19 protein-coding genes are annotated in these 23,043 nt (G+C 27.2%); 16 read left to right on the top strand and 3 right to left on the bottom strand.

Going from position 1 to position 23,043, the window contains the following annotated elements; genetic code table 4:
* Window positions 1-3: 3 nt before the first annotated feature.
* Window positions 4-1,758, bottom strand: a complete 1,755-nt coding sequence (locus tag EI91_RS02255) for an MYPU_1760 family metalloprotease (protein WP_036452663.1) — start codon at window positions 1,756-1,758, stop codon at window positions 4-6.
* A gap of 183 nt (window positions 1,759-1,941) precedes the next feature.
* Between EI91_RS02255 and EI91_RS02250 the strand changes: the two genes are divergently transcribed.
* From EI91_RS02250 to coaD, 4 genes are all read left to right on the top strand, one after another.
* Window positions 1,942-2,157 carry an MAG6790 family protein gene (locus EI91_RS02250; RefSeq protein WP_036452660.1) on the top strand — a complete coding sequence of 72 codons (216 nt, stop codon included), beginning with the start codon at window positions 1,942-1,944 and terminating at the stop codon, window positions 2,155-2,157.
* Window positions 2,158-2,220: 63 nt separating this feature from the next.
* Complete coding sequence (locus EI91_RS02245) at window positions 2,221-2,724, top strand: dihydrofolate reductase (protein ID WP_036452648.1); 504 nt, start codon at window positions 2,221-2,223, stop codon at window positions 2,722-2,724.
* A 92-nt stretch (window positions 2,725-2,816) separates the two neighbouring features.
* Window positions 2,817-4,016: an acetate/propionate family kinase gene (locus tag EI91_RS02240; RefSeq protein ID WP_036452645.1), complete on the top strand. Its 1,200-nt coding sequence runs from the start codon at window positions 2,817-2,819 to the stop codon at window positions 4,014-4,016.
* Window positions 4,003-4,449 (top strand): pantetheine-phosphate adenylyltransferase, encoded by a 447-nt coding sequence (coaD, locus tag EI91_RS02235; protein WP_036452642.1) that lies wholly within the window; start codon window positions 4,003-4,005, stop codon window positions 4,447-4,449. The genes EI91_RS02240 and coaD overlap by 14 nt, the downstream gene beginning before the upstream one ends.
* Before the next feature lie 3 nt (window positions 4,450-4,452).
* On the opposite strand, the gene EI91_RS02230 is transcribed toward coaD, so the two are convergent.
* A complete protein-coding gene (locus tag EI91_RS02230; RefSeq protein WP_036452639.1) occupies window positions 4,453-6,666 on the bottom strand; it encodes an SGNH/GDSL hydrolase family protein in 2,214 nt (737 codons plus the stop codon).
* 55 nt (window positions 6,667-6,721) lie between these two features.
* Window positions 6,722-7,207: a hypothetical protein gene (locus tag EI91_RS02225; protein WP_036452637.1), complete on the bottom strand. Its 486-nt coding sequence runs from the start codon at window positions 7,205-7,207 to the stop codon at window positions 6,722-6,724.
* Between the two features lie 142 nt (window positions 7,208-7,349).
* On the opposite strand from EI91_RS02225, the gene msrA reads away from it, so the two are divergent.
* The 12 genes from msrA (at window position 7,350) to EI91_RS02165 (ending at window position 22,947) form a co-directional block, all read left to right on the top strand.
* Window positions 7,350-7,820: a peptide-methionine (S)-S-oxide reductase MsrA gene (gene msrA, locus EI91_RS02220; protein WP_036452634.1), complete on the top strand. Its 471-nt coding sequence runs from the start codon at window positions 7,350-7,352 to the stop codon at window positions 7,818-7,820.
* A gap of 72 nt (window positions 7,821-7,892) precedes the next feature.
* The gene (gene yihA, locus EI91_RS02215; protein ID WP_036452630.1) at window positions 7,893-8,477 is read left to right on the top strand and encodes a ribosome biogenesis GTP-binding protein YihA/YsxC; all 585 of its coding nucleotides are present in this window, start codon (window positions 7,893-7,895) and stop codon (window positions 8,475-8,477) included.
* On the top strand, window positions 8,470-9,423 hold the full coding sequence (locus tag EI91_RS02210) for an MAG1430 family protein (protein ID WP_036452627.1): 954 nt from the start codon (window positions 8,470-8,472) through the stop codon (window positions 9,421-9,423). The genes yihA and EI91_RS02210 overlap by 8 nt, the downstream gene beginning before the upstream one ends.
* A 180-nt stretch (window positions 9,424-9,603) precedes the next feature.
* Window positions 9,604-11,037, top strand: coding sequence for a pyruvate kinase (pyk, locus tag EI91_RS02205; RefSeq protein ID WP_036452623.1), 1,434 nt, complete (start codon window positions 9,604-9,606; stop codon window positions 11,035-11,037).
* Between the two features lie 105 nt (window positions 11,038-11,142).
* A complete protein-coding gene (locus EI91_RS02200; protein WP_051789172.1) occupies window positions 11,143-13,404 on the top strand; it encodes an alpha-amylase family glycosyl hydrolase in 2,262 nt (753 codons plus the stop codon).
* Window positions 13,405-13,569: 165 nt separating this feature from the next.
* Window positions 13,570-14,019, top strand: coding sequence for a hypothetical protein (locus tag EI91_RS02195; RefSeq protein WP_036452620.1), 450 nt, complete (start codon window positions 13,570-13,572; stop codon window positions 14,017-14,019).
* Window positions 14,020-14,036: 17 nt separating this feature from the next.
* Entirely contained in the window at window positions 14,037-16,601 is a 2,565-nt protein-coding gene (locus EI91_RS02190) for a hypothetical protein (protein WP_036452618.1), read from the top strand.
* 97 nt (window positions 16,602-16,698) lie between these two features.
* Window positions 16,699-17,118: a hypothetical protein gene (locus EI91_RS02185; RefSeq protein ID WP_156954231.1), complete on the top strand. Its 420-nt coding sequence runs from the start codon at window positions 16,699-16,701 to the stop codon at window positions 17,116-17,118.
* 2 nt (window positions 17,119-17,120) lie between these two features.
* Window positions 17,121-20,141 (top strand): ABC transporter permease subunit, encoded by a 3,021-nt coding sequence (locus tag EI91_RS02180; RefSeq protein WP_036452614.1) that lies wholly within the window; start codon window positions 17,121-17,123, stop codon window positions 20,139-20,141.
* Window position 20,142: 1 nt separating this feature from the next.
* Window positions 20,143-21,084: a sugar ABC transporter permease gene (locus EI91_RS02175; RefSeq protein ID WP_036452613.1), complete on the top strand. Its 942-nt coding sequence runs from the start codon at window positions 20,143-20,145 to the stop codon at window positions 21,082-21,084.
* Window position 21,085: 1 nt separating this feature from the next.
* On the top strand, window positions 21,086-22,315 hold the full coding sequence (locus EI91_RS02170) for an ABC transporter ATP-binding protein (RefSeq protein WP_036452610.1): 1,230 nt from the start codon (window positions 21,086-21,088) through the stop codon (window positions 22,313-22,315).
* Window positions 22,315-22,947: a hypothetical protein gene (locus EI91_RS02165; RefSeq protein WP_036452609.1), complete on the top strand. Its 633-nt coding sequence runs from the start codon at window positions 22,315-22,317 to the stop codon at window positions 22,945-22,947. Before EI91_RS02170 ends, EI91_RS02165 begins: the two co-directional genes overlap by 1 nt.
* Window positions 22,948-23,043: the final 96 nt, after the last annotated feature.

Below are 23,043 nucleotides of genomic sequence, written 5' to 3'. Positions count from 1 at the left end.
CTCCTAAATCATTTTAATTTTAGTTTCGTTATTTTCTTCAAATACCACATATGGATGGTATTCTTTTTGATTTAAACTTCCTTTTAAAGAAGTGATATATCTATTTGGTATTGTTACTTTATAATTAAATCAAATTTCATCAAGTTCAACTTTTTGATTGTGATTTTTATCTTGATAAAAATAAATATTTGCGGAATTCATATCTTTTAATGTTTTTAAATCTAGAAATCCGTCTGTTTGATATTGATTATACTTTGTTTTTGGATAAATTCTATCCTTAGCAGAATCATAAATTTGACTTAAATTATCTTTATAACCACCTGAATCATAGTTACTGCGTCCGAAAAAGTTAAAAACAGTTTCTCAAATTAATTTTTTAAAATCAATAATTTTCTTTTTTTGTTTATCAAAGACAACAATTCCATCTGGTTTATTTTGACTATTTTGATAAAAACCTGTAAATTTAATAAGGTTAAAATCTTTGTTTTCAATAAAAATTTGTTTATTATTTTTCTTGTCTCCTTTGAAATAATAATGTCAGTTATTTTTGTAATAAATTTGATTAACATTAAAACCATAACCCATTTGTTCTAAAAATAAATCATAAAATTTTTCTGAATTATTTCCTTCATAAATATTGTATGGATATAGTTTTTCAAGGCTAGATAAATAATTTTTTGGTGTTTCTAAGTAACTTTTTTTACTTAAATCCAATGTTCTAGATCAATCATAAATATAAGGATAGTAATAAATGTTATCACCATTTTTAAACCATAAAAAATTAGCATCTTCATTTTTAACTGAGTCAGAATAATAGTTTTCAAAAGCAAATTTTGTGTATTCACGTGCAATTAATTCATGAAGTGAATAAGTATAACTTAATTTTTCTGAATTAAAATCTTGTTTAATTAAATGACTAAAATGAGCTGATTGAATATCTGATTCAGTAATTGGTAAAAGTTCTCTATAGTTTGCAAAATCAAATAATTCTTTTTGACTGACTAAATCACTAAGTTGACTATAATCTTTGAAATTAGTTTTAGCTTCACTATTATAATTTAGTAATTTGACAAACTTCTCAATAAAAGAAGTATTAAAGTAATTTCCTTGTAATTTTTCTGTATCCATTGGGTTTAAAAAATTATTATTCGAAATATATGATTGAGCAAAATGATGAATATACTCGTGAAATAGTGTTGGCATTAAGTTAGCTATTAGCTTTAAAGGTTCAATATTTTGTTCATTTAGTTCATTTAAGAATAAATTAATTGTTTTAGTTTCTGTTTGATAGTAACCATTAATTTTTAAATCCGAAAGAATGTTTAAATTAATATTTATTGAATGTAAATCATAAACTTCAGCAGCATAAGGAACTTTTTTATTAAACTCATTAGCTAAAATTAATAAACCTGCTTTTCCGAATTTATAATAGTGTTGTTTGTCAAGAGTTTTGTAAGGATATTCACGAAATTTAATACCAGTTCTAGAATCTTGGTATTGAATATATGGAATATTATCTCCTTCAATCTCTACACTAAAATTTTTTGAATTTAAATCACGAGAAAGAAAAGATAAGTCTATCGGTCAGTCATTTAGAATATCAACAAAAGCTTGATTTTCTATTAAAAGATCATGATTTACTTGTTTTGGTTTTACTTCTGGTACTTCAATTTCTTTTGTTTTTTGACAACTAGCTGCAATTAGCGGAATAGATACTATTGAAATAGGTGCTCAAATTTTTAAGATTTTTTTAATCATTTTTATGTCCTTTCATTTAATTATAAAATTATTTTTTTATATTATTTTTTAAATAAAAAATATAAAACAAATTTTTAGGTAAAATTTTAAAAGTAGATTTTAATCTACGTCAATATTAAGGTATTTTAATTATGAAATACTTCTAAGTTGAAAATTTAATTAATTTTTTAATTGGAGGTGCTTATGTACAAATACAAAGCAAAATTAGTAGCCAGCAATGAAGTGATTGCACAAGCAAACACATTAGAAGAACTTGAAGGAATGATTAAAGGATTCCGTAGAGGTCAAAAAAGAGGTGAACATACTCAAGGTAATGAAAAAATCGAAATCATTCACGTTGAGAGAAATAACTTAGAAGGAAAAAGTGGGTCTAAAGAAGTTTCAGTAAAAATTGTTTAGACTTAATTTATTTTACCGAATAGAAAGGAGCATTAGCTCCTTTTAAAATGCAAAGGGAGACGTATGGTTATATCAATTTTAGCGTATTCTGTAATTAATAACAAAATTGCTATTGGTTATGGAAATGGTTTACCTTGAGAATCAAAAACAGAAATATCTCATTTAAAAAAAATGATTGAAAAGTTGACTAGTCAAGGGAATTTTGCAAAAATTATTGTTGGAAAAAATACTTTTAATTTTTTACCACTTTATTGAAAAAAGAATTACAAAAATAGTTTTGAAGTAATCGAAACAGCTCAGGATTACGAAAGAATTAAAACGGAAATTAGCTCTAATCTAGATAAGATTTTTATAATTTTTGGAGGAAAAACTATTTATGAAAGTTTCGCTGACGTTTGTGATTGATGAATGATTTCCAAAATTAATAATAAATGTTTAAAAAAAGACATGGATTTTCAACAATTAGTATATTTAAAAAACTTCAATTTTTATTTAAAAAATCACTTCAAAGTTATATCAAAACCTGAAAATGAGTATGATTTTGAAGTTTGAAAAAAAGCTAAATAAAAAAATGTGGAACAAAATTGCATTTTATCTGAAAATAATTAAAAAGAACTAAAATATAAGTATGTTTAATAAAAGCAACAAAGGAGACTAATATGAGTCAATCAAAAATTTTAGTTATTAATGCAGGTAGTAGTTCAATTAAGCTAAGTTTATTTAACAAAGATAACTTTGAATTACTTGCAAGTGGTATTGCTGAAAGAATTACCTTACCTATTGGTAATATTTCTTTAAAATTCAATGGAAATAAATATGAATATGAATTTGAAATGCCAAATCATGCTGTTGCAGTTGAAAAGTTATATCAAGTTATGCAAGAAATCAGCTTAATTAAAGATAAATCAGAAGTTGAATATATTGGTTTTAGAGTAGTTCAAGGTGGAACATACTTTGATAAGACAACAAAATTAAATGAAGAAAATATTGAAAAAATTGAAGAATGCAGTATTTATGCACCACTTCACAACCCGGGTGCAGTAGCTGCAATGCGTGGATTTCAAAAAGTATTTCCACAAGCAAAATTAAGTGCTGATTTTGATACAGCATTTCATACAACTATTTCACGTATAAATTATACTTATGCTCTTCCAAGAGAAATGACAGAAAAATACAAAATTAAACGTTATGGAGCTCACGGTATTAGTCACGAGTACATTACAGGAAAATTATCTGAAATTTTAAAGAAAGATAAAGTTACTTTTGTTAATTTACATTTAGGAAATGGTGCAAGTTTATGTGCTGTTAAAGATAGTAAATCATTTGATACTTCTATGGGACTTACACCACTAGCTGGAATTATTATGGGAACAAGAAGTGGTGATATTGATCCATCAATTCATCAATTTGTAATGAAACAAGCAGACTTAGATATTGATCAATTTACTGATATTCTTAATAAAAAAAGCGGAATGCTAGGAGTTTCTGGAATTTCAAGCGATATGCGTGATATTAATAAAGCGGCTAGAGAAGGTGATGCTGAAGCTGAATTTGCTTTAGAACTTTATGCTCAAAAAATTGCTGATTATGTTGCTAGTTATGCAAACAAATTAGGTGGAAAAATTGACGCTATTGTTTTTACAGCAGGAATAGGTGAAAACGACGGAGTTATTAGAAATAAAATCGTTAATAAGTTATTTTTCAAGAAATTTGAAATTAACCAAGAACTAAATACAGCCGATTATGATGAATTTAAATTAATTAGTACCAATAATAGCGAAGTTCCCGTTTATGTAATTCGTACAAATGAAGAGCTTGTTATTGCTCAAAACGCTTTAAAGGTTTATGCAGGAAAATAAAAAAATTGCTCTTTTTCCAGGTAGTTTTAATCCCTGACACTCAGGTCATGAATTAATTTTAAAAAAAGCATTAAAGCTTTTTGATTTTATTTATGTAGTAGTAACTTATAATCCAGATAAAAACAATTTGACTGATAATGATGTTAATTATCAATTTATAAAAAATGAATTAAAAAAGATTAATAGCACAAAAATTAAAGTATTACAAAATAAAAATAAAATGACAGCTGAGTTAGCAAAAGAATTAAAATGTGAATTTTTAATTCGAGGAATAAGAAATGCTGAGGATTTTGAATACGAAAAAAAGTTAGCATATGCAAATAAACACTTAAATAAAGATTTAGAAACAGTTTTTTTCTTGACTGATTTTCAGTATCAAGGTTATCGTTCAATACTAATTAGACATCAAGAAAAAATAAAAGAGAGTAAGTAAAATTTACTCTCTATTTTTTATATCTTTAAAAGCTTTTTTAAGACTGATAAGGGAAATAATTAAGATTTTTTTATTTTTTAATGACAGCTGAGCAAAGAGATTGCTAGCAAAAAATAATAACTTAGCTTTATATTTGAAATTTAATTTTTGCCTACTACTAATTTGAATAGAGTAATCAAAAATCATTTTGTTTAATTTTTTTATATTTTTTTGCTTATTTAAAATTTTCAGTATTTGTAAAATCAGATTTTCTGTTTGATTTAAAGAAATTATAGGTTTATGCATATTGGTAATTTGAAACATCACTAAACTGAAAAAACCTATAAAAGGTTTGTTAGCTGCAAAAGTCAGTCATTGATTTAAAATTTGCTCTATCTGATATTTATCTGAATGTTTTTGCAAGTAACTAAGCAGATTTACAAAAGTATTTATATCATTTTGCAAGGTAATATCTTCTAATAACTGACTTAAAATTTCTAAATGTTGTTTTATTATTTTTTTCAAAATGTCTTTGTCATGAAATAAAGATTTACCAAAATCATTTTTCAATTGAATTTTATCATCCTGGGATAAATTAATTTTTTTAAAAATAGTATTTAAAATTAGTTTTAAAATTTGACTTTCAAAATTTACTAATGCATTGCAAAAAATGTTAGTAAATATTGATAAAAGATTATTCTTTTGTTTTTTAAATATTTCTGTTTCAAATATTAGCAATAAAATTTGCTTGTAATTAGAAAAGTCGAAAATTTGTTTATTAAAATCTGTTATAAATTTTTTTAAACTAAAATTATCTTTTTCTTTTACATCCTTAAAGTATTCCTGTAAAAAATTAATTAAGTTTTGCACTATATTACTTTTAACTAAAAGATTCACTGTTTTTTCTGTAAATTCTTCTAATGTATAGTAAAAAGCAATTAAAGTGAGTAACTCTTTGTTAGGATCTAAAATTGTGTAAATTTCAGAACTAAAAAAGTTATTTGTAAAATTAAGTGAGTTAGTTTTTATTCAACCTTTATATTGAATTAATCTTGTTGCATAATTTTTATAGTTTGTGTGCTTTAATTTTTCTTTTTCAAATTCATTTAAGCTATTTAAATATTTTTCACAAGAATTATCAAAAATTTTATTTAAGTCTGTCGGAGCTTTAATTTTAAAATTTATACTGCTACTATCACTTTCAAAGTATTTTTTTGTTATTCCATATTTTTCCAGACTAGCAGTTCAATTTGAAGTTGTAATTTTAATATATAAATCCTGAGCCATTTTTTTATAACCTAGATAGCTAGGATGAATATCAAAGTAAATACTAGAAAATTTATCTATATTACTTTCTCAATATTCTTCATTGTACAAATTTACTCAGTTAATACTATTTTCTAATGCTATTTTTTGAATATTTTTATTAATTAGACTAATTACTTTATCTAAAATACTAATTTGAATATTTAGTAATTTGTTTTGAAAAAAATGATTGTCAATAATTTGTTTCAAACCTAAAAAAGGTATTGGATAAGAAATTAAATTAATTTGAGATTTAGGATTAATTTTTTGAATTTCTAAGATTAGTCTAATAATATTTTTTGTGACAGAATTGGTAATTTTATGATATTTTTCAACAATTATTTGTTCACCTAATTCAAAAGCGTCATATCCTTGATTGATTTGATGCTCGATTTTGGACAAGTCCGTTTTAAAAATTTCAGCAAATAATTGATAAAAGAAATCCATTGCTCCTAAGCTAATTGTAATAAAATTTGCATTCTGAAGTTTATCAAGAGCAAAGTTATAATCATAGCCTTGCTTTTGAAATTCTGTATCAATAATATCTGTTTTATGTCCTTTTCAAAAATTAATTCAATCTACCAAAGAAGAACTAGAAACAGAAAAATTATAAAATGTATCTAAATCATTATTTTTATTAAAGATTTCAGCTAGATAAGCGGGATAAGATATTCCTTCAACTTCATTATTAATGTACTTGCCTGGAAAATCATCTTCTAAAAAACCATCAAAACCTGCTGAAATAGAATCTCCAAAAGCAACGTATTTTAGTTTTTCTGAATTTAAATTTAAGGTATTGCTTTCTTTGTTTTGAAACAAAAGTTTTTGGTTTTTTATTTCAAAGTCCATTAAGTTGTTTTCTTTCTGAACCTTATTTTCAATAATCTGACTTATGTAACTACACATTTTTAAAGCAATATCAATTTTTTTCATTTCACCTACTTATAAATATTATAAATAAAAAAAGTCGCACTGTGCGACTCATATCTTATTCTTCTACTGTTTCTGTAGTAAAATTATTTCTTTCTTCTAATTCATTTAATTGTTTTAACATTTTGCTAAATGCAACTACTAAAATAATGTTTCCAATAAAACCAATAACAAATTGCAATGCAAAACCAATTCATACATTAGTTGTACAATTTTGATATTCTGGTACATTTCTTAAATTTGAAATTGTATTTGCTTGAATTGTAAATACTATACTGATGATAGTAACAACAGTAGTAGCGATTGCTAAAATTCCTGTAATAGCATTTATAGCAGCTAAACCAATTCCCTCAGTTGCTTCTATGTTTCTGTGTGTGTGTGTATGAGAATCAAATCCAGCAATATAATTAGAAGTATTAGAAGCAAATGAAAATAACAAAATTAAACTAACTAAAACAAAAAATAATGAAATTCCTTGTAAAATTGCAGCAACTAAATTCATTTTACGAGCACGATTAATTTTTTCTATTTCTGTTTTATACATAATTTCTCCTTAAAAATGATTGTAATAATTATAAATTATTTAAAAAATAATCTGTAAAGTTGTTATAGATTTTAAAATAAATTGAAATAAATTTTTATTATAATTACATGAGTTAAATTATTTTAATAAACAGGAGATAAAAATGAGAAGAATTTATGTAGCAGGAGGATGTTTTTGAGGAGTACAAGGATATTTTAAAACTATTGACGGTATTAAATTTACTTCAGTAGGTTACGCTAATTCTATTTTTGAAAATCCTTCATATGAACAAGTTAAAACATCACAGACAAAAGCAGTAGAAACTACTGAACTTTATTATGATGAAAGTAAAATTTCATTAGAACAAATTGTAACAAAACTTTTTGATGTTATCGATCCAACAGCTTTAAATTTTCAAGGTCCAGACTATGGTAGTCAATACCGTAATGGGATTTACTATGAAATTGAAGCAGACGGTGAAAAAATTCAAAGTATAGTAAATAAACTAGCGAAAAATTACGATAAACCAGTTGTTACTGAAGTTTTAAAACTTCAAAATTATTATTTAGCTGAAGAATATCATCAAGACTATACTGATAAACATCCAGATGTAGCTTGTCACATTAATTTTTAGTGCTTAGGCACTATTTTTTATATTTTTTGATAAATCTAATAAAATTAATATATTAGTTTAATAAGGAGAAATATGTTTAAATTTGTAAAGTCAGCAACTAATATTCAAAATTGATACGATCATCCAAACTACGAAGTTGCTTTTTGAGGTAGATCAAATGTTGGTAAAAGTAGCTTACTTAATGCTTTAACGGGTAGTTCTAAATTAGCGAGAGTTTCAAAAACACCTGGAAGAACTCAACTTTTAAACTTTTTTGAAAATGAGCATAAAGCTGTTTTTGTTGACCTACCTGGTTATGGTTATGCAAAGTTATCGAAAGAACAAAAATTAAAAATGTTAGATATGATTCATGAATATCTAACTAAAAGACAAAATTTAAAAATGCTATTTGTCCTAATTGATGCTCGTCATGGAATAGTAAATACAGACATTGAAATTTTAAAATATTTAGAAGAAATGAACTTACCTTACACATTAGTATTTACTAAGGCGGATAAATTAAAACAAAAAGACAAATCCTTATTATTAAAAAATATTAAAAAATATAATCAAGAATATAATTTTGAAAATTATTTTATTGTTTCAAGTGAAACAAAATTTGGAATATTTGAATTAACAAATTACATAGCAAACGTTTTTGGAGAAGAGCATGAATAAAACAAATTTAAAATTAGCTATTTTAACCTTAATTGGAACTGCAGGAGTTGCGACAATTGCTACAACATCAGTTTTTATTTCTAAATTACATCAGGAAAGAAAAACTTATAACTATGCTGCACAAAAAATGCTTGATGGATTTAAATTATTTCCAGGAACAGCTTTGGCTGAAAAGTTAAATGTAACACTTGCATCAAAATTTATTAATAAAACCGATCGTTTATATCACACAACGTTAACTTCATTTTCTGATTCATATGATTGAAATAAAATTTTATCTACAAGTAATATAACAACTCTTGATGAGCTCGAAAGTAATGATTTATATTTAGTTAATCCTGATAATGGTTCACTTCTTAATGCTTTAGAAACATTTAAATATAAAGTTGATACTAAGACAGGACTTCGCAGCAAATATCCTCAATTTGCAGTTGTAATTAAATCTTATGCGAATGATATTTTAGGTGAACTTTTATTAAAAATTGAAGTTAAAAGATCTACAAAAAGTGGAGAACCAATTAGTACAATTGCAAGTAAAGTTTATAAGTTAGAAGGTTTTGCGAAAGTTTCTAGTGATAATTTAGGCAATGCCGTTTTATATCTTGATGATAAAAATGTAGAAGTTGCTGTGAATACTTCTGCTAAAACAAAATATGCTTCCGCAAATGAATTGCAAAGTGCTTATGATAAAGTCAAGGATAATTTAGAGCAAAAAGAATTATTTTTAAAAGATTTACTTAGCTTTGCTACTTCAAATTATGATGAAATAGACTTTAAGAATTTTGATTTAAAAATTAGTCAAGGAGAGCAAGACAGCATTAATTTAAACTTACATTTTGTTTTAAAAATTGCTGTTAGCTCAGCTACTGAAACACAGTTAAATAAGATTGAATTACCTCTAACAAAAGAATTTGAATTCACTTTAAAATACTTATATGGAAACTAAAATAGAAAGTCAGAAATGACTTTTTATTTTACAATTTTGTTTCAAAAAAATAAAATTATGGAATTGTTTCCATTACCGAAATAAAAAAATTAAAGTTTAATAAAAGTTTTATAACCTAAATGTTAAAATATGTTTATATTTTAGAAAACAAAATATTAATATATTACATAGGAGTTGTAAATGAAAATTACAGACAAAAGAACCAAATTAATTGCTACAATTGGTCCATCAAGTGACAACTATGATATGATGAAAGCATTAGTTGAAAATGGTGTTACATGTATTAGAGCAAACTTCTCACATGGTTCACACGAAGAACAAGGAAACAAATTTGTTTTAGCTAAAAAAGTTTCTCAAGAATTAAGAATTCCAGTTTCATTACTTTTAGATACAAAAGGACCTGAAATTCGTGTTGGAAAAATGAAAGACGGTGCACAAGTTATTTCAGCAGGTACAGAATTATTAGTTCACACAACAGCTGAAAAATTCGAAAACTTTGAAGGTACATCTACAGAAATTACAGTTGCTTACGATATGGCACAAGATTTAGTAGTTGGAAACCAAGTTTTATTAGATGATGGTAAATTATCAACAGTTGTTACAGAAGTTGGAAAAGGATACGTTAAAGTACGTGCAGAAAACACACACAAATTAAAAACAAACAAACGTATTAACCTTCCAGGTGTAGACTTTACATTACCATTCTTAGCTGAAAAAGATATCAATGACGTTAAATTTGGTATTAAAGAAGGAATTAACTTTGTTGCTGCTTCATTCGTTAACTCAGCAAGAAACGTTAAAGAACTTAGAAAACTTTTAGATGATAATGGTGGTTCACACATTCAAATTATTTCAAAAATTGAATCACACTTAGGATGCAAAAACATCGATGAAATTATTGAAGCATCAGATGGAATTATGGTTGCTCGTGGAGATTTAGGATTAGAAATTCCTTACTACGATGTTCCTTACTACCAAAAGAAAATGGTAAGAAAATGTCGTGAAGCTGGAAAACCAGTTATTGTTGCTACACAAATGCTTGACTCAATGGAAAATAATCCACACCCAACACGTGCTGAAGTTACAGACGTTTACTATGCAGTTGAATTAGGAGCTGACTCAACGATGCTTTCAGGAGAATCAGCAAACGGAAACTTCCCACTTGAAGCAGTTAAAACAATGACAGCTATTTCAAAACGTGCTGAAAAAGAATTTTACGGAAGACACTACTACCCAATTCAATTAGAAAAAGTTTGAGAAAATTCAAACCAATCAGATAAAAGAACAAAAATTGCTTATGAACTTGCTAAACAAGCTCTTGACGGTGAATACAAATTTGTAGTTGTTCTTTCAAGAACAGGTGCTTTACTTAAACAAGTTGCTAAATTCCGTCCAAACACAACAATTATTGGTGTGTTAAATGAACCAAAAATGGTTAAAGGATTTGGAGTTTATTCTTCAGTATTTACATCAGTAGATTCAGAAGCACTTTTCCCATTAATTAAAGAAGATCACTCAAAAGGATTTGAAGCTTTACTTCCATACGGAGTTGAAAAAGGTGATAAATACCTTGTTGTTGAAAACGAAAAAATGACAGAACACGTTGTTAAATAATTTTATTTTCTTGACACACCTAAACGGGTGTGTTTTTCTTTCTAGATGCATCAAGTTTTTTGATGACTTTGCTGCATTTTTAAAACAAAACACTAAAATTAAAGTATGTCAAGAAAACTAATTTTAAAGCTAGCTAGTGTTACCATGCCCGCTATTTTTGTCGCAGCAAGCTGTAATAATCAAAATTTAAAAAGTATTGCTTCACAAAATGAATTTCAAGAACAGCTTTTTAAGTTGCTTGAAAATCAAAAAGGTAATCTTTTAGAAAAATATCAAAATAAAATTTTAAAAGTTCAAACAGATGAGCAATACCAAGAATTACGAACTACCATTTTATTTGAACTTAAAAGTGCTAATGCAGAAAAATTACGTATCAGTTATCAAAATAAAATTGAAAAACTAAATTATTTAACTGCTAGTGAAAAAACTAAGTATTTAAATGAAATTAAAACTTTATTGACTGAAACAAAAATGAAAGAAATTTTGTCAAAAGCGACTTATCGCAATAACTTGTTAAAACCAAAGTATTCTAACGATCCTAACAGTGCTATTTTAGCAGAGCTAAACATAGTTAAACCAAAAAATAAAAACTTTAAGTTATGAGGTAGCAGTGATTTTACAAGCAAGATACAAATAAATAAATTAAGTTATTTAACAGACGCTGAGAATGTTAAACCAATTGCACCTTTTAATCTTGAAAAAGTAGGTACAAATGTTTGATACCAATTAACAGTTTATTCATTTGCGGATGGTAATAATGATGGAATTGGTGACTTTATTGGACTGGCAAATAATTTAGATTATTTTATTAATTTAGGAATTGATACACTTTATTTATCTCTAATTTTTCCAGCTAGCAGTTATCATGGATATGATGTAATTGATTATACTGATGTAGCTCCAGAATTAGGTGGTTTAAGTGCTTTTAAGAATTTTTTAATAAAAGCACACTTAAATGGGATCAAAGTAATTCTTGATGTTCCGTTTAATCACACTTCATATGAACATCCATGATTTCAAAAAGCTTTAGCAGGTGATGAAAAATATCAAAAATATTATAACTTTTATGATGTAGATTCTGATGTCAAACTGAACTCTGAAGCACGTGATGAAGCATGACTTAGACCATTATTTAAGCATGTGAAACAAAAACAGATTTTATCTCCAAAAGCTTATACAGCTAAATTTTGAGCCGGTATGCCTGATTTAAATTTAGAAAATAACGAAGTGAGACAAGAACTTTTAGCTGTACATCAATTTTGAGCAACTTTAGGAGTTGATGGTTTTCGTTATGATGCTTTTTATCACATTTATGACGGTTATAATCCTCATAAAACGGATGATGATTTTAGTAATACAAAAACTAGTAAGTTATTTTATGAATGACGTAAAAGTGCAAATTTAGGTTTATTGAGAAGAACAGAAAATCATATTTCTAGTTCCAGTGATGATTTTATTATGTTTGGCGAATGATGAAATGAACCATTAGCAGCAAAAAATTATTTTAGATATTTAAATAATAAAGCTTTAGGTAGTGTAATTGATGGAAGCAATTATAAAGATAAAAAAGATATTTTTAACGGAAAATCAGTTAGCTCTGTTTTTCTTAGTTACACAGATGAATTAAATTTAATTAATAAGTTAAATGAACTAGGTTCAAAATGAATGCCATTTTTAGATAATCACGATGTTGAGCGATGAATTAATAAAGTTCGCTGGGAAAATAATTCATCAAATGTCACTTCAAATCCAACTAAACTGAATTTTTTTGAAATAGACGCTTATAATTATGCTTTAGTATCATTATTATCTCGTGGTGGATATCCAATTTTATATGATGGAAATGAACAATATATGATAGGTGGTCCAAAAAATGGAGAAAATAATGGAGATTACAATATTCGAGAAGCTTTCAACTGAAAAGATAATCAAAAAGTTGTTTACTTTAATGAAGCAAAAAGTGGTGAGTTAATAGCTAAAAGAGCAAGTTTTGGTATGCAAACAATTGAAGAAAATATCCAAAATCCTAACAGTGGTTATGCATTAGTAAACCAACTAAGTGAAATTAGAAAAAAATATCCAAGTGTTAAAAAGCAAGATCCAAAATATATTACTAATCCAGAACAGCTGTTTATTAATTTAAGTGAGAGTGATAAAAAGCAAATTACGGTTCGCGATAATCAAGATGGTAGCTATTTAGTGTATTTTTATGGATATAAAAATACTGCTGGTTTACACGAAATTAGACTGAAAAATAATTTCACATTTAAAGATACATTTATGAAAAAAGATATTTTGATTTCAAATAATATAATTTCTTCTAAATCAGATGGTTTTTACGGTGTGTTTTTAGTAAAGAAGCTATAAATAAGGTATAAATAAAATCTTAAAACAAAAAAGTTTTAAGATTTTTTAATAAAATTTAAGTAAAACACCCTTGACTATGCAAGCGTAAGGTGTAAAACAATTATCAAGATATTAAATAATATTTGATTAATAGTTATAGAAAAAAATAAAATTTAAGTAGGAATTATGAAGAAAATAGAACTAAAAAAAATTCCATTTAAGACTAAAATACGTTGATTTTTCTTGGGTAAGTGACCTTTAGAACGAAAAACCTTACCAAAGATACAAGAATATCTATACTTAATTTTTAATAATATTATAGTATTTTTGCTAGAAATCGGATTTATTTATTTTGCTTTTAGTTTAAAAGTAAACCAAGAGCAAAGCTATACTCAGATTTTTATAGAAGGAATTCAGCAAAACATCTGATTGAAAATAATAATTTCTGGTTTATTTACTACCTGAATCATCAACATTCTTTTAGTCGCTCATACTTATTATATTTTAAGTAAAACTGAAATTAATAAGTGAATACCTATTGTTGGAAGTTTTTTTGCTTTAACTTTTATTTTGTCTCCAGTTAGCATTGTGTTATTTTCTGGAGCGTATAGTAAAAACGAAATAGCTTTTGAATAGGAATGTAGGAGATAAAGATGTCAAAATTTAAATCTAAAATTTTATTAGGAACCAGTATTGTTGCTCCTTTTCTTGCTCTTTCAGCTGCTTGTGGTGTAACAAAAAATCAAGGTGATGAAACTCCAGAAGTACCTGAAAAAGATACAAGTACTACAGCAACTTCAAGTACTTTCTTTACAGCTAATCGTGAATATAAAAATTCAGATAATTTGATTAAATCTTATTTAAACGAAGATATAACACCAGTTTATGCTACACAAAGCACACCAGAGGATAAAGTAATTGTAATTGCTATTGATGGTGCACAAAAAAATATGTATCACAATGCATTTTACTTATTTATGCAAACTGATTCATTTAAGCAAGGATACAGAATTAGAGTCGTTGAAAAACCTGTTTTTGATGCTATTAATATTATTCAAACAATTGGATTTAACGATTCAAAACAAGTTGCAGACTTGATTTATGCACCTTCAGATCGTGTTACTGAATTAGCTCAATGGAATGCAGTGCTTGATATTGAAAAATTCGATCCAACCGTGTTAACTGCTCTTAAAGATTCTGTGCATTTAACTAACTTAGAACTTAAAGATATCAAAGAATACGGTAAATATACAGGAATTAAAGTTAAAGAGGATGGAATTGATGTTGAAAGCAAGTTTTTAGCTATTAGACACAATCAAGAAGGTATTGTTTTAGCGTCAAACCTTAGTGAAAACGACGCTCGTAACGTTCTTAAAGATACACAAAATAACACATTAGAAAAATTGGTTGCTAATGGTAAAGCAATTTTATATACACAAAATTACTGATATGGTAATGGTTTATTAGGTGGATATTTCGAAAAATTACAAAAAGAAAACAAAACTGAAAATCAAAGTGTTTTACAGCTAATGAACAAAACATTATATAAAAATGAAGGTTTACCATCATCAGGATGAGTAAAAACAGATCCTGCTTATAAATACTATGGACCTGCAATTAGTATTCAAGCTCGGATTGTATGACCTATTTATAATGCTATTTATCAAATGAGTGAAGAAGAATATAAAGCTACACCATGAGGTAAAAATAATATAGATCGTGGCGCATTACAACTTGCACTTGGATTTGATTGAGGCCAAATTTCAAACAACATTTATGGTTGATTTGGTAAAAATGCTTTAAACTTTACCACTCTTGGAACATGAGAATTACAAAACGCCTTTAAAAATGGAAATGTAAAATCTGTTTTTGTAGTTCCAAATGGTTCAGATAGCAGTGCCTACCTTCAAGCTCCAGGTTCTTGATCATTTACATATAATAAAAGAAATATTAGTGCATCACCTGAACGTAAAGAAGCACTTAAAAATCTTTTACTTGCTATTTATACGCCTGAAGCTTCAAATGCTTACTTTAAACAAGATACTAAGATACCATATGTAGGATTTTTACAAGAAGCTTTAAAATCAGATGTTCAAGTAGCAACAGATAATGAAAACCAAGAACTACTTAGTTTTGCTAAATCACTTGGATATGACACAATTAGCTTGCTTAAAGAAGCTTACAATCAAGTGGGTCAAAAATTAGCATCTCTTGCTGATTCAAAAGTAGGAAATGGTTGAGATGCTTCTGAAAGTAAAACTGTTTATAGTCTATCACCAGAACAAGCAACTTCAATTACTCCTGAATTAGTAACATTAACAAATTCTTTACTTAAAGATACAATCGGCATTAAAAATGCAGCAGCAACAATGCTTTCACATTCGCAAGCAGAAATGTCAAAAGATGTACAACATTGATTAATTAATAAAGATATGTTTAGTGATGCAGCATTTAAAAATCCTGAAAAAACAGAATTTGTAGATGAAGTTGCTGCACTAACTGACAATGGAATTGTACATGTTAGAAAATTTGAAAATAAAATTTTTGGTGTTAATGGTGATAGTGATGCACAATTTTTAGCAGAATTAGAAAAAATCACTACAAAACTTTTTGCATCTGCAACTAAAGAAGACGGCGAAACACAACTTAATAATTTTATTAACAGTTACAAGACAAGTGGTTATGAATTTATTAAGAAATATGCTAAGACACCAGCAAGTAAAGAAGCTTATGATACTGCATTTGACAAACACATGAGTTATTATGTAAATAATGCAATTCGTAGAAGTTTAGCGCAATTTGAACTTACAAACCAAATTTTTGCAAAAGCTGATAATACACCATCAGAATTTAAACTTGGGCAAGTTAATGAAAAAATTTCATCAGCTGATAAAACAAGTGTTATTGGTAAAGTGTTTAATGTAGTAACATCTAAAACACCTCTTAGTGAAGGTGGATTAGGAGTATTTAGAACCCAAGAAGCTCGTCCAGGTGTTTCAAACCCACAATATTCAATTATTTGAGATACTTGAAATGAACTTGTTTTCGGTAATAAAGTACTTTATGAACAAATTGCTTCAGAGCAAGCTAAAAATAAACATAAATTGACAGAACAAGAATTTATTAATATTATGACTGATAAACTTAGCGATCAAATGAAACTTAAACTTACACCAATTCCTAAATCAGACAACTTAGCAATTAAGTGAGTTGACTAATTTGATACCAAAATATAAAACTTATATTAGTAAACATCAATTTTATTTTTTTCTCGCAGCATCAGCTGTACTTACGTTTCTTTTAGTTATTTGAGTTTTGATACCATTTACGGTAGGAATTAACGAAGAATATCTAAAAATCCATAATATTGATGTTAATAATATTACCAATCAAGATAAGAGCAAGATAAACTATGTAACAGCAATGATTGTCTTAACTTACATAGGAAATTCTCTTGTGATTATCTTTTTTGGTATTTACATTTTCTTAGCTGCACGAAAAGTAAAAGTTGGTTATCTTTTTTACATTTCGTGAATAATTATTTTTGCAGCTTTAACAGGAATGCCATTCATTAATGGAATTGCAGTATTACAACCAATGCAGTTAGGTATCGGAATTGCAATTTCAATTATTTGTGTCGCTGTTATCATAGGCTTATTCATAAGTTCTTTTCTCTATTTTGCTGAGCGGAAAAGACATCATTATGAATGAGTTAGAATTCATAAAGGAAAATAATAATGGAAAAGTTAAAACTGTATAACTGATACGGTGAAACTTTTGAAGCCAAATTACCAGAGACTACCACGAATTTAAAAGCATATAAGCATCAAGTAAAAAATGTTTTTACTCGTTTATCTGAAAATATTAAAACTCGTGACAAAATTGAAAGAGAGTTATTTTTAAGAGCTAAAACTAAAATTAATGATAATTTAAAGCGTGAACTTAGTTCCCATAAAGTAGCTTATAAAAATAAACTAAAAGTTTATAAAGATTCAATTAAAAAACTGAAATTTGCTGAAAATACAGTTTCACTTCTTAAATATGAATTAGCTAAGCTTAAGCAAGCTAAAAAAGGTAATGAAAAATATGTGCATGATTTTATTTATTCATTAGAAAAGTCAGCTGATGAATTAAATTATAAAATTAACAGCATTACTAAATTAGAGCAAGAATCTAATGCTCATGAATTAGAACTTTTTAAAAAATATGCCTTATACAATACTTTGTTGGTGCATTTAACAAAAACAAATAACACTAGTTCATTTAATTATCAAGCGTTAAAACCTTATTTAGATAGTTTTGAAATTCAGTTATTTGATAAAAGTTCTAATCCTGATTTACTTTTAAAAGAAACTTATGAAAAGCTCGAAACTAAACGAGCTAGTTTACTAAAACAAAAACAACAACTGGAACTTAAGTATCAAAAAATCTTGCCTTTACAAAAGCAACTTTACAAAGAAGAAAGAGCGAATATCATTTTAAAGGCAAAGCAAACAATTGTTACCTTAGAAAATGAATACAACTTAAAAACAGAAGAAAATAAACTAAAAGCTTATGAGTATAAACAAAGTTCTCTTGAAAAAATCGCTAAGCATAAAGCTTTAATTAAAGAAAATGAAGCTCGTAACACCGTGGTTATCAAAAAGATTAAAAAGCAAGCAGCTTTATCTAGAGAGGCAATTAAAAAACAATATCCTGAATATTTAAAAAACCAACAAAGTAGAATGCTTGAAAGACATTTTAAAGATTTTCAAAACTTTCTAATTAAAGAAAAACTAATAGTGCTAAATGATTTGTGTAAAAACGTTAATGATTTAGAAAAATATATAGCAAATTTAAAAAATGACATTATTACCATTAAATTCAATGTAGCTAAAAAAATCTTTTACAGTACCAGAAACCTTAATAAAATTAAACATGAAGCTAAGCTAATTTCTCAATCTGTATACAATGATTTAATTTCAAAAACTTATCAAAAAGTTAGCTATGAAGCCGATTACAAAAAAGAAGAATCAAAAGCTTTAAGAGAGTATTTTATTGCTTCGTATAAAACACGCATTAAGTTTTTACATGAAGAAATTTTAGCTAAATGAGAACTAATAGATTTAAAAAATTCTAATGCAATTAGTCAAGAAAAAGAATTTGCAAGATTGTCATTTAAAAGAATTGATAATGACTATTTTGAAAATCTAAAGATTTATAAAGAAAAAGTTAAACATAAGGAAATTACTAAGCAGGCTTTTAAAAACAAAAAAATTGAATTTAAGGTTAAAAAACAAGAAGCTAAATATGAAGTAAAATTACAATCCAAAATCTTAAAAAACAAAAGTATTTTAAGATGATTGTTTGTTCGTCAATTTGCTGAAAATAAAGTTAATAAAAAAATCTATGAAAGCAAAATTAACGAAGCTCAAAAAACTATTCCAATTGAAACAAGCAGAGATTATACTCTTTTAGCTACAATTTTTGGCTTTATCCTTCCTGGATTACCAGAAATTATTTGATATAGACAGCACTTAAAAGGTATTTTAATGCTTCTATTCACTGTGATTTGCTGAACGATGCTAATTCCATTTTCTCTTGGTTTTTACACAAATTCAATGTCTGGAATTAGAGGATTTATTGATTTGGGTGCTTCAGCAAAAACAGCAAGCACTTTCCCGGATAGTCGTTATTATCTTTTTGGTGCTGTTATTTCAGTCATCTTCTTATCAATTTGTTTAATTTATTTCGTAGTATCTTCAATTGGTGCACGAAGAGTTGCTATTTCCTTATATCAAGGTTCTCGACCAAGCAAATGAAGTCACACAAAAAGATGAATGCAAACATCAGGTTTCCCTTGATTTATTTCTATTTTAGGTTGAGTTTTAATGGTATTTATCGTTATTTCTCCTGTTATTACTTCTATTTTAATTTCATTTACTAATTTAGGATTTAATCACGAGCCACCTGGAAAATTAGTTAGTTGAGTTGGTTTAGAACAATGAGGTAAGTGATGAACACTTAGAAAAGCTGATTTACTTAGCTCAATTGGTAACGTTTTTGGATGAACTATTATTTGAACTATTACTTCGACAATTTTCCCAATTGCACTTGGTATTATCGTTGCAATTTTAGCTAATAATACTAGAATTAAAGGACGTAAAATCTTTAGAATTATTTATATTCTTCCTTGAGCTATACCAGCTTTTGTTACCCTAGGATTTATGAGAAATATATTTGCTAGTGGAGAGTTTGGTTTAATTAACTTTTTATTAAAAAAATTATTCGGAATGAATGCTAGATCTTGACTTGAAGAAATTGGAACAGCTAGAATTTTAGTTATTTTAGTTCAAACATGAATTGGTTATGCTTATATATTTATGCTTGTAACAGGAACCTTGCAATCAATTCCAAAAGACATTTATGAAGCTGGATCTGTTGATGGAGCTAAAGGAAGACATGTCTTTAGATATTTAACATTACCAGCACTATTACTTGCAATTGCTCCGATGTTAATTGGTCAATTTGTTGCTGCCTTTAATAACTTTACAACTATTTCTGTATTTACAGGTGGTAACCCTAAATTCCCATACCCAACTATTTTTGGTGAAGGTTCAACGGATATCATTATTTCCTGAGTTTATAAATTAACAACCGGAAATCTTAAAATTGATGGTAACCAAGCATTTGCTGCTGCTCTTGTTACTCTGACTTCACTATTTAGCATTGGACTTGCCGCACGTGGATTTGTTAAATCTATGTCAAGAAAGGATTAAGATGTCAAACAAATTTTATAAATTTACTTTTGATAATGTTAAAGTTTCGCCTGAACGTCTTGCTCCTAAGCGAATTAAATTTAACGAATCAGATACCAAACCACCAACGGCACCAGAAATTATTTGACTGTTTTTTAACTATGTTATTTTAGTTGGTTGAGCAATTGTTATTCTTTTTCCGATTGTTTCTTTAATTATTGCTGCTTTTAATACTTCAAATCCACGTTACATTTCGCTAACTCCATTTAAATTCGGTTTTGATAATTTAGTTTATTTATTTACTTCTGAAAAAAGTCATTTTGGAACATGATACTTAAATACATTCATTATTGCGATTGCGACTTCTATCATTTCGACAGTTGCTGTTGCTCTAAATGGTTATGCTTATTCAAGATTTAAATTCGCAGGTTCAAAGCACTCATTAACTGTTATTATGTTAATTCAAATGATACCTGCTACTTCATCATTAATTGTGCTGTATATGTTAGTGACGCTTGGGAACTCGATTAAAATTCCACCAATTGTTGTATTAATATTCATTTATGCTGGTGGAGCGATTGCAGGAAATACTTTCATGGTTAAAAGTTACTTAGATACGGTAAGTACAGAGCTAGATGATTCAGCCAAAGTTGATGGCTGTGGTAATTGAGGTGTATTTTTCAAAGTTTTAATTCCAGTAATTTTACCTGCTTTAATTATGGTTGCTTTATGATCATTTTTAATCCCATTTACTGACATTATCTTGCCTCAATTTGTGCTAGCAGACATTACTAACACAACGCTTGCAGTTGGACTACAATCATTTTTAAATAACCAACAAGATGTTCAAGCAGGTGCTTATGCAATTGGAACAATTTTAGCTTCAATTCCACCATTTATTTTATTTATGTACTTACAAAAATACATAGTTGGTGGCCTTAGTGATGGAGCTGTGAAAGGATAATATGTTAAAAAACCTCTGAAAAAATAAACAAAATGATTTAGAAAATTTTACTAACAATGAAGAGCAGTTATTCGATGGTTTTGAAACATTGAACCTTGATCAAATGATTGCTGAAGTTGGACAAGTATCGCAGACAAATAAAGGTGCACATATTCAACTAGTTAATATATCGAAAAAATATGAAGGAAATGACAAATACACCTTAAAAGATATTAATTTAGAAATTAAACCTGGAACATTTTGTATTTTCCTAGGACCTAGTGGTTGTGGAAAAACCACACTTCTTAGAATGATTGCTGGACTAAACTCTATTACTAAAGGAGACTTGTTATTTAATTCAAAAAGATATAATAATCTTCTCCCTAGCGAAAGAAATATTGCTATGGTTTTCCAATCATACGCTCTTTATCCACACATGAATGTTTACAATAATATTTCTTTTGGATTAAAAATAGCTAAAGAAAGAAAAGATATTATTGACCGCCGTGTTAAAGATGTTGCTAAAATTTTAAGAATTGATGAATATCTTTACCGTAAACCAAGAGATTTATCAGGTGGTCAACGTCAAAGGGTTGCAATCGGACGTGCTATTGCTCGTAAGCCTCTAGTTTTCCTTATGGATGAACCACTTTCAAACCTTGATGCTAAGCTTCGTGAAAGTATGCGTAGAGAAATTGTAAATATTCACCGCATGCTTAATACTACAAGTATTTACGTAACGCACGATCAATTAGAAGCTATGACAATGGGTAATCAAATTGTTGTCTTTAATGACGGACAAATTCAACAAAATGGAACAGGTAGAGAGTTATACTTTAAACCAGCCAATATTTTTGTTGCTAAATTCATTGGTTCACCAACAATGAATACTTTTGATGCTTATTATCAAGATGGCAAAATTATTTCTGAAGATGAAAAAGTTATAATTAATTTAACAGATGAAACCACTAAAGCCAAATTAACTCAAGGACAAAAATTAGTTATTGGATTTCGAAGTGAAGATATTAAAATTCAGGAAGCTACAAATAGTGAATTACACAAGGGTAAAATCGCTAATATCGAGTTAATTGGTAAAGATCAATTAGTAGCGGTTAAAATTAGCAAAGATATTGAATTTATTGTCAATGCTTCAAATAGCGTTGAGTATGAACTTTATTCATTTGTGAACATAGATTTTGTTGAATCGAGAATTCATATTTTTGATAAAGAAACTACAAATAGGATTAATTAATGAAAACATTTTTTTCCACTAATTATTTAGTGCGCAAAGTATTACTTTTAGTTACTCTTTCAGTATTAGTTTCTGTTGCAATTGCTCTGATTTATCAGTTCCTTTACTATAATAGTTATATTGAATTAGATGCTAAAGAAATCACAAAGGTTTATCAAAATAAAGTTAATCTAAATTGACAAGAATATTCTGAAGCTTATCAAACTAAAACACTTTTTCTAGCACTTAACACAGTAGCATTTATTTGCACCTTGATTTCTAGTATGTTAGTTTTATTGATGCTGATTTTCTTATTTAAAAATTCTTATAACGGAGATATTTTCTTTAAGTGACTTTATTTAACCATTGTAGTTGCTTTAGTTGCTATTTTCTTCACAATTTCAGTTAAACCACAAGATACTTTTGGTGAAATAACAACTCCAGAAGGATTTACATTTCAAAAGAAAATTAATAGCATGAATTATTCACAACTTTGGTATACACTTTTTGCAACTTTTACCATTTTAGTATTAAGTATTAGTGCAAAAGGTAAGTTGGGATATCTTAAAAAATCTATCTTTTTTAAAAAACCAAGAGCTAATACAGCTCAGCTGCAAAAACAAATTACAGAAATTGAAGAAACTCATTTTTAAGTCACCACTTAGTGGTGATTTTTTCTTTTTACTTTTCCTTCTGAAAAAAATATGAAAAAAATACCATTAAGCAACTTTTAGAAGAATATAAAGTAA

Source organism: Mycoplasma buteonis, assembly GCF_000733865.1.
GTDB classification, from domain to species: Bacteria; Bacillota_I; Bacilli_A; order Mycoplasmatales; family Metamycoplasmataceae; genus Mycoplasmopsis; species Mycoplasmopsis buteonis.
The sequence above is the reverse complement of the archived record's forward strand: the minus strand, read 5'-3'. Positions and strand labels throughout refer to the sequence as shown.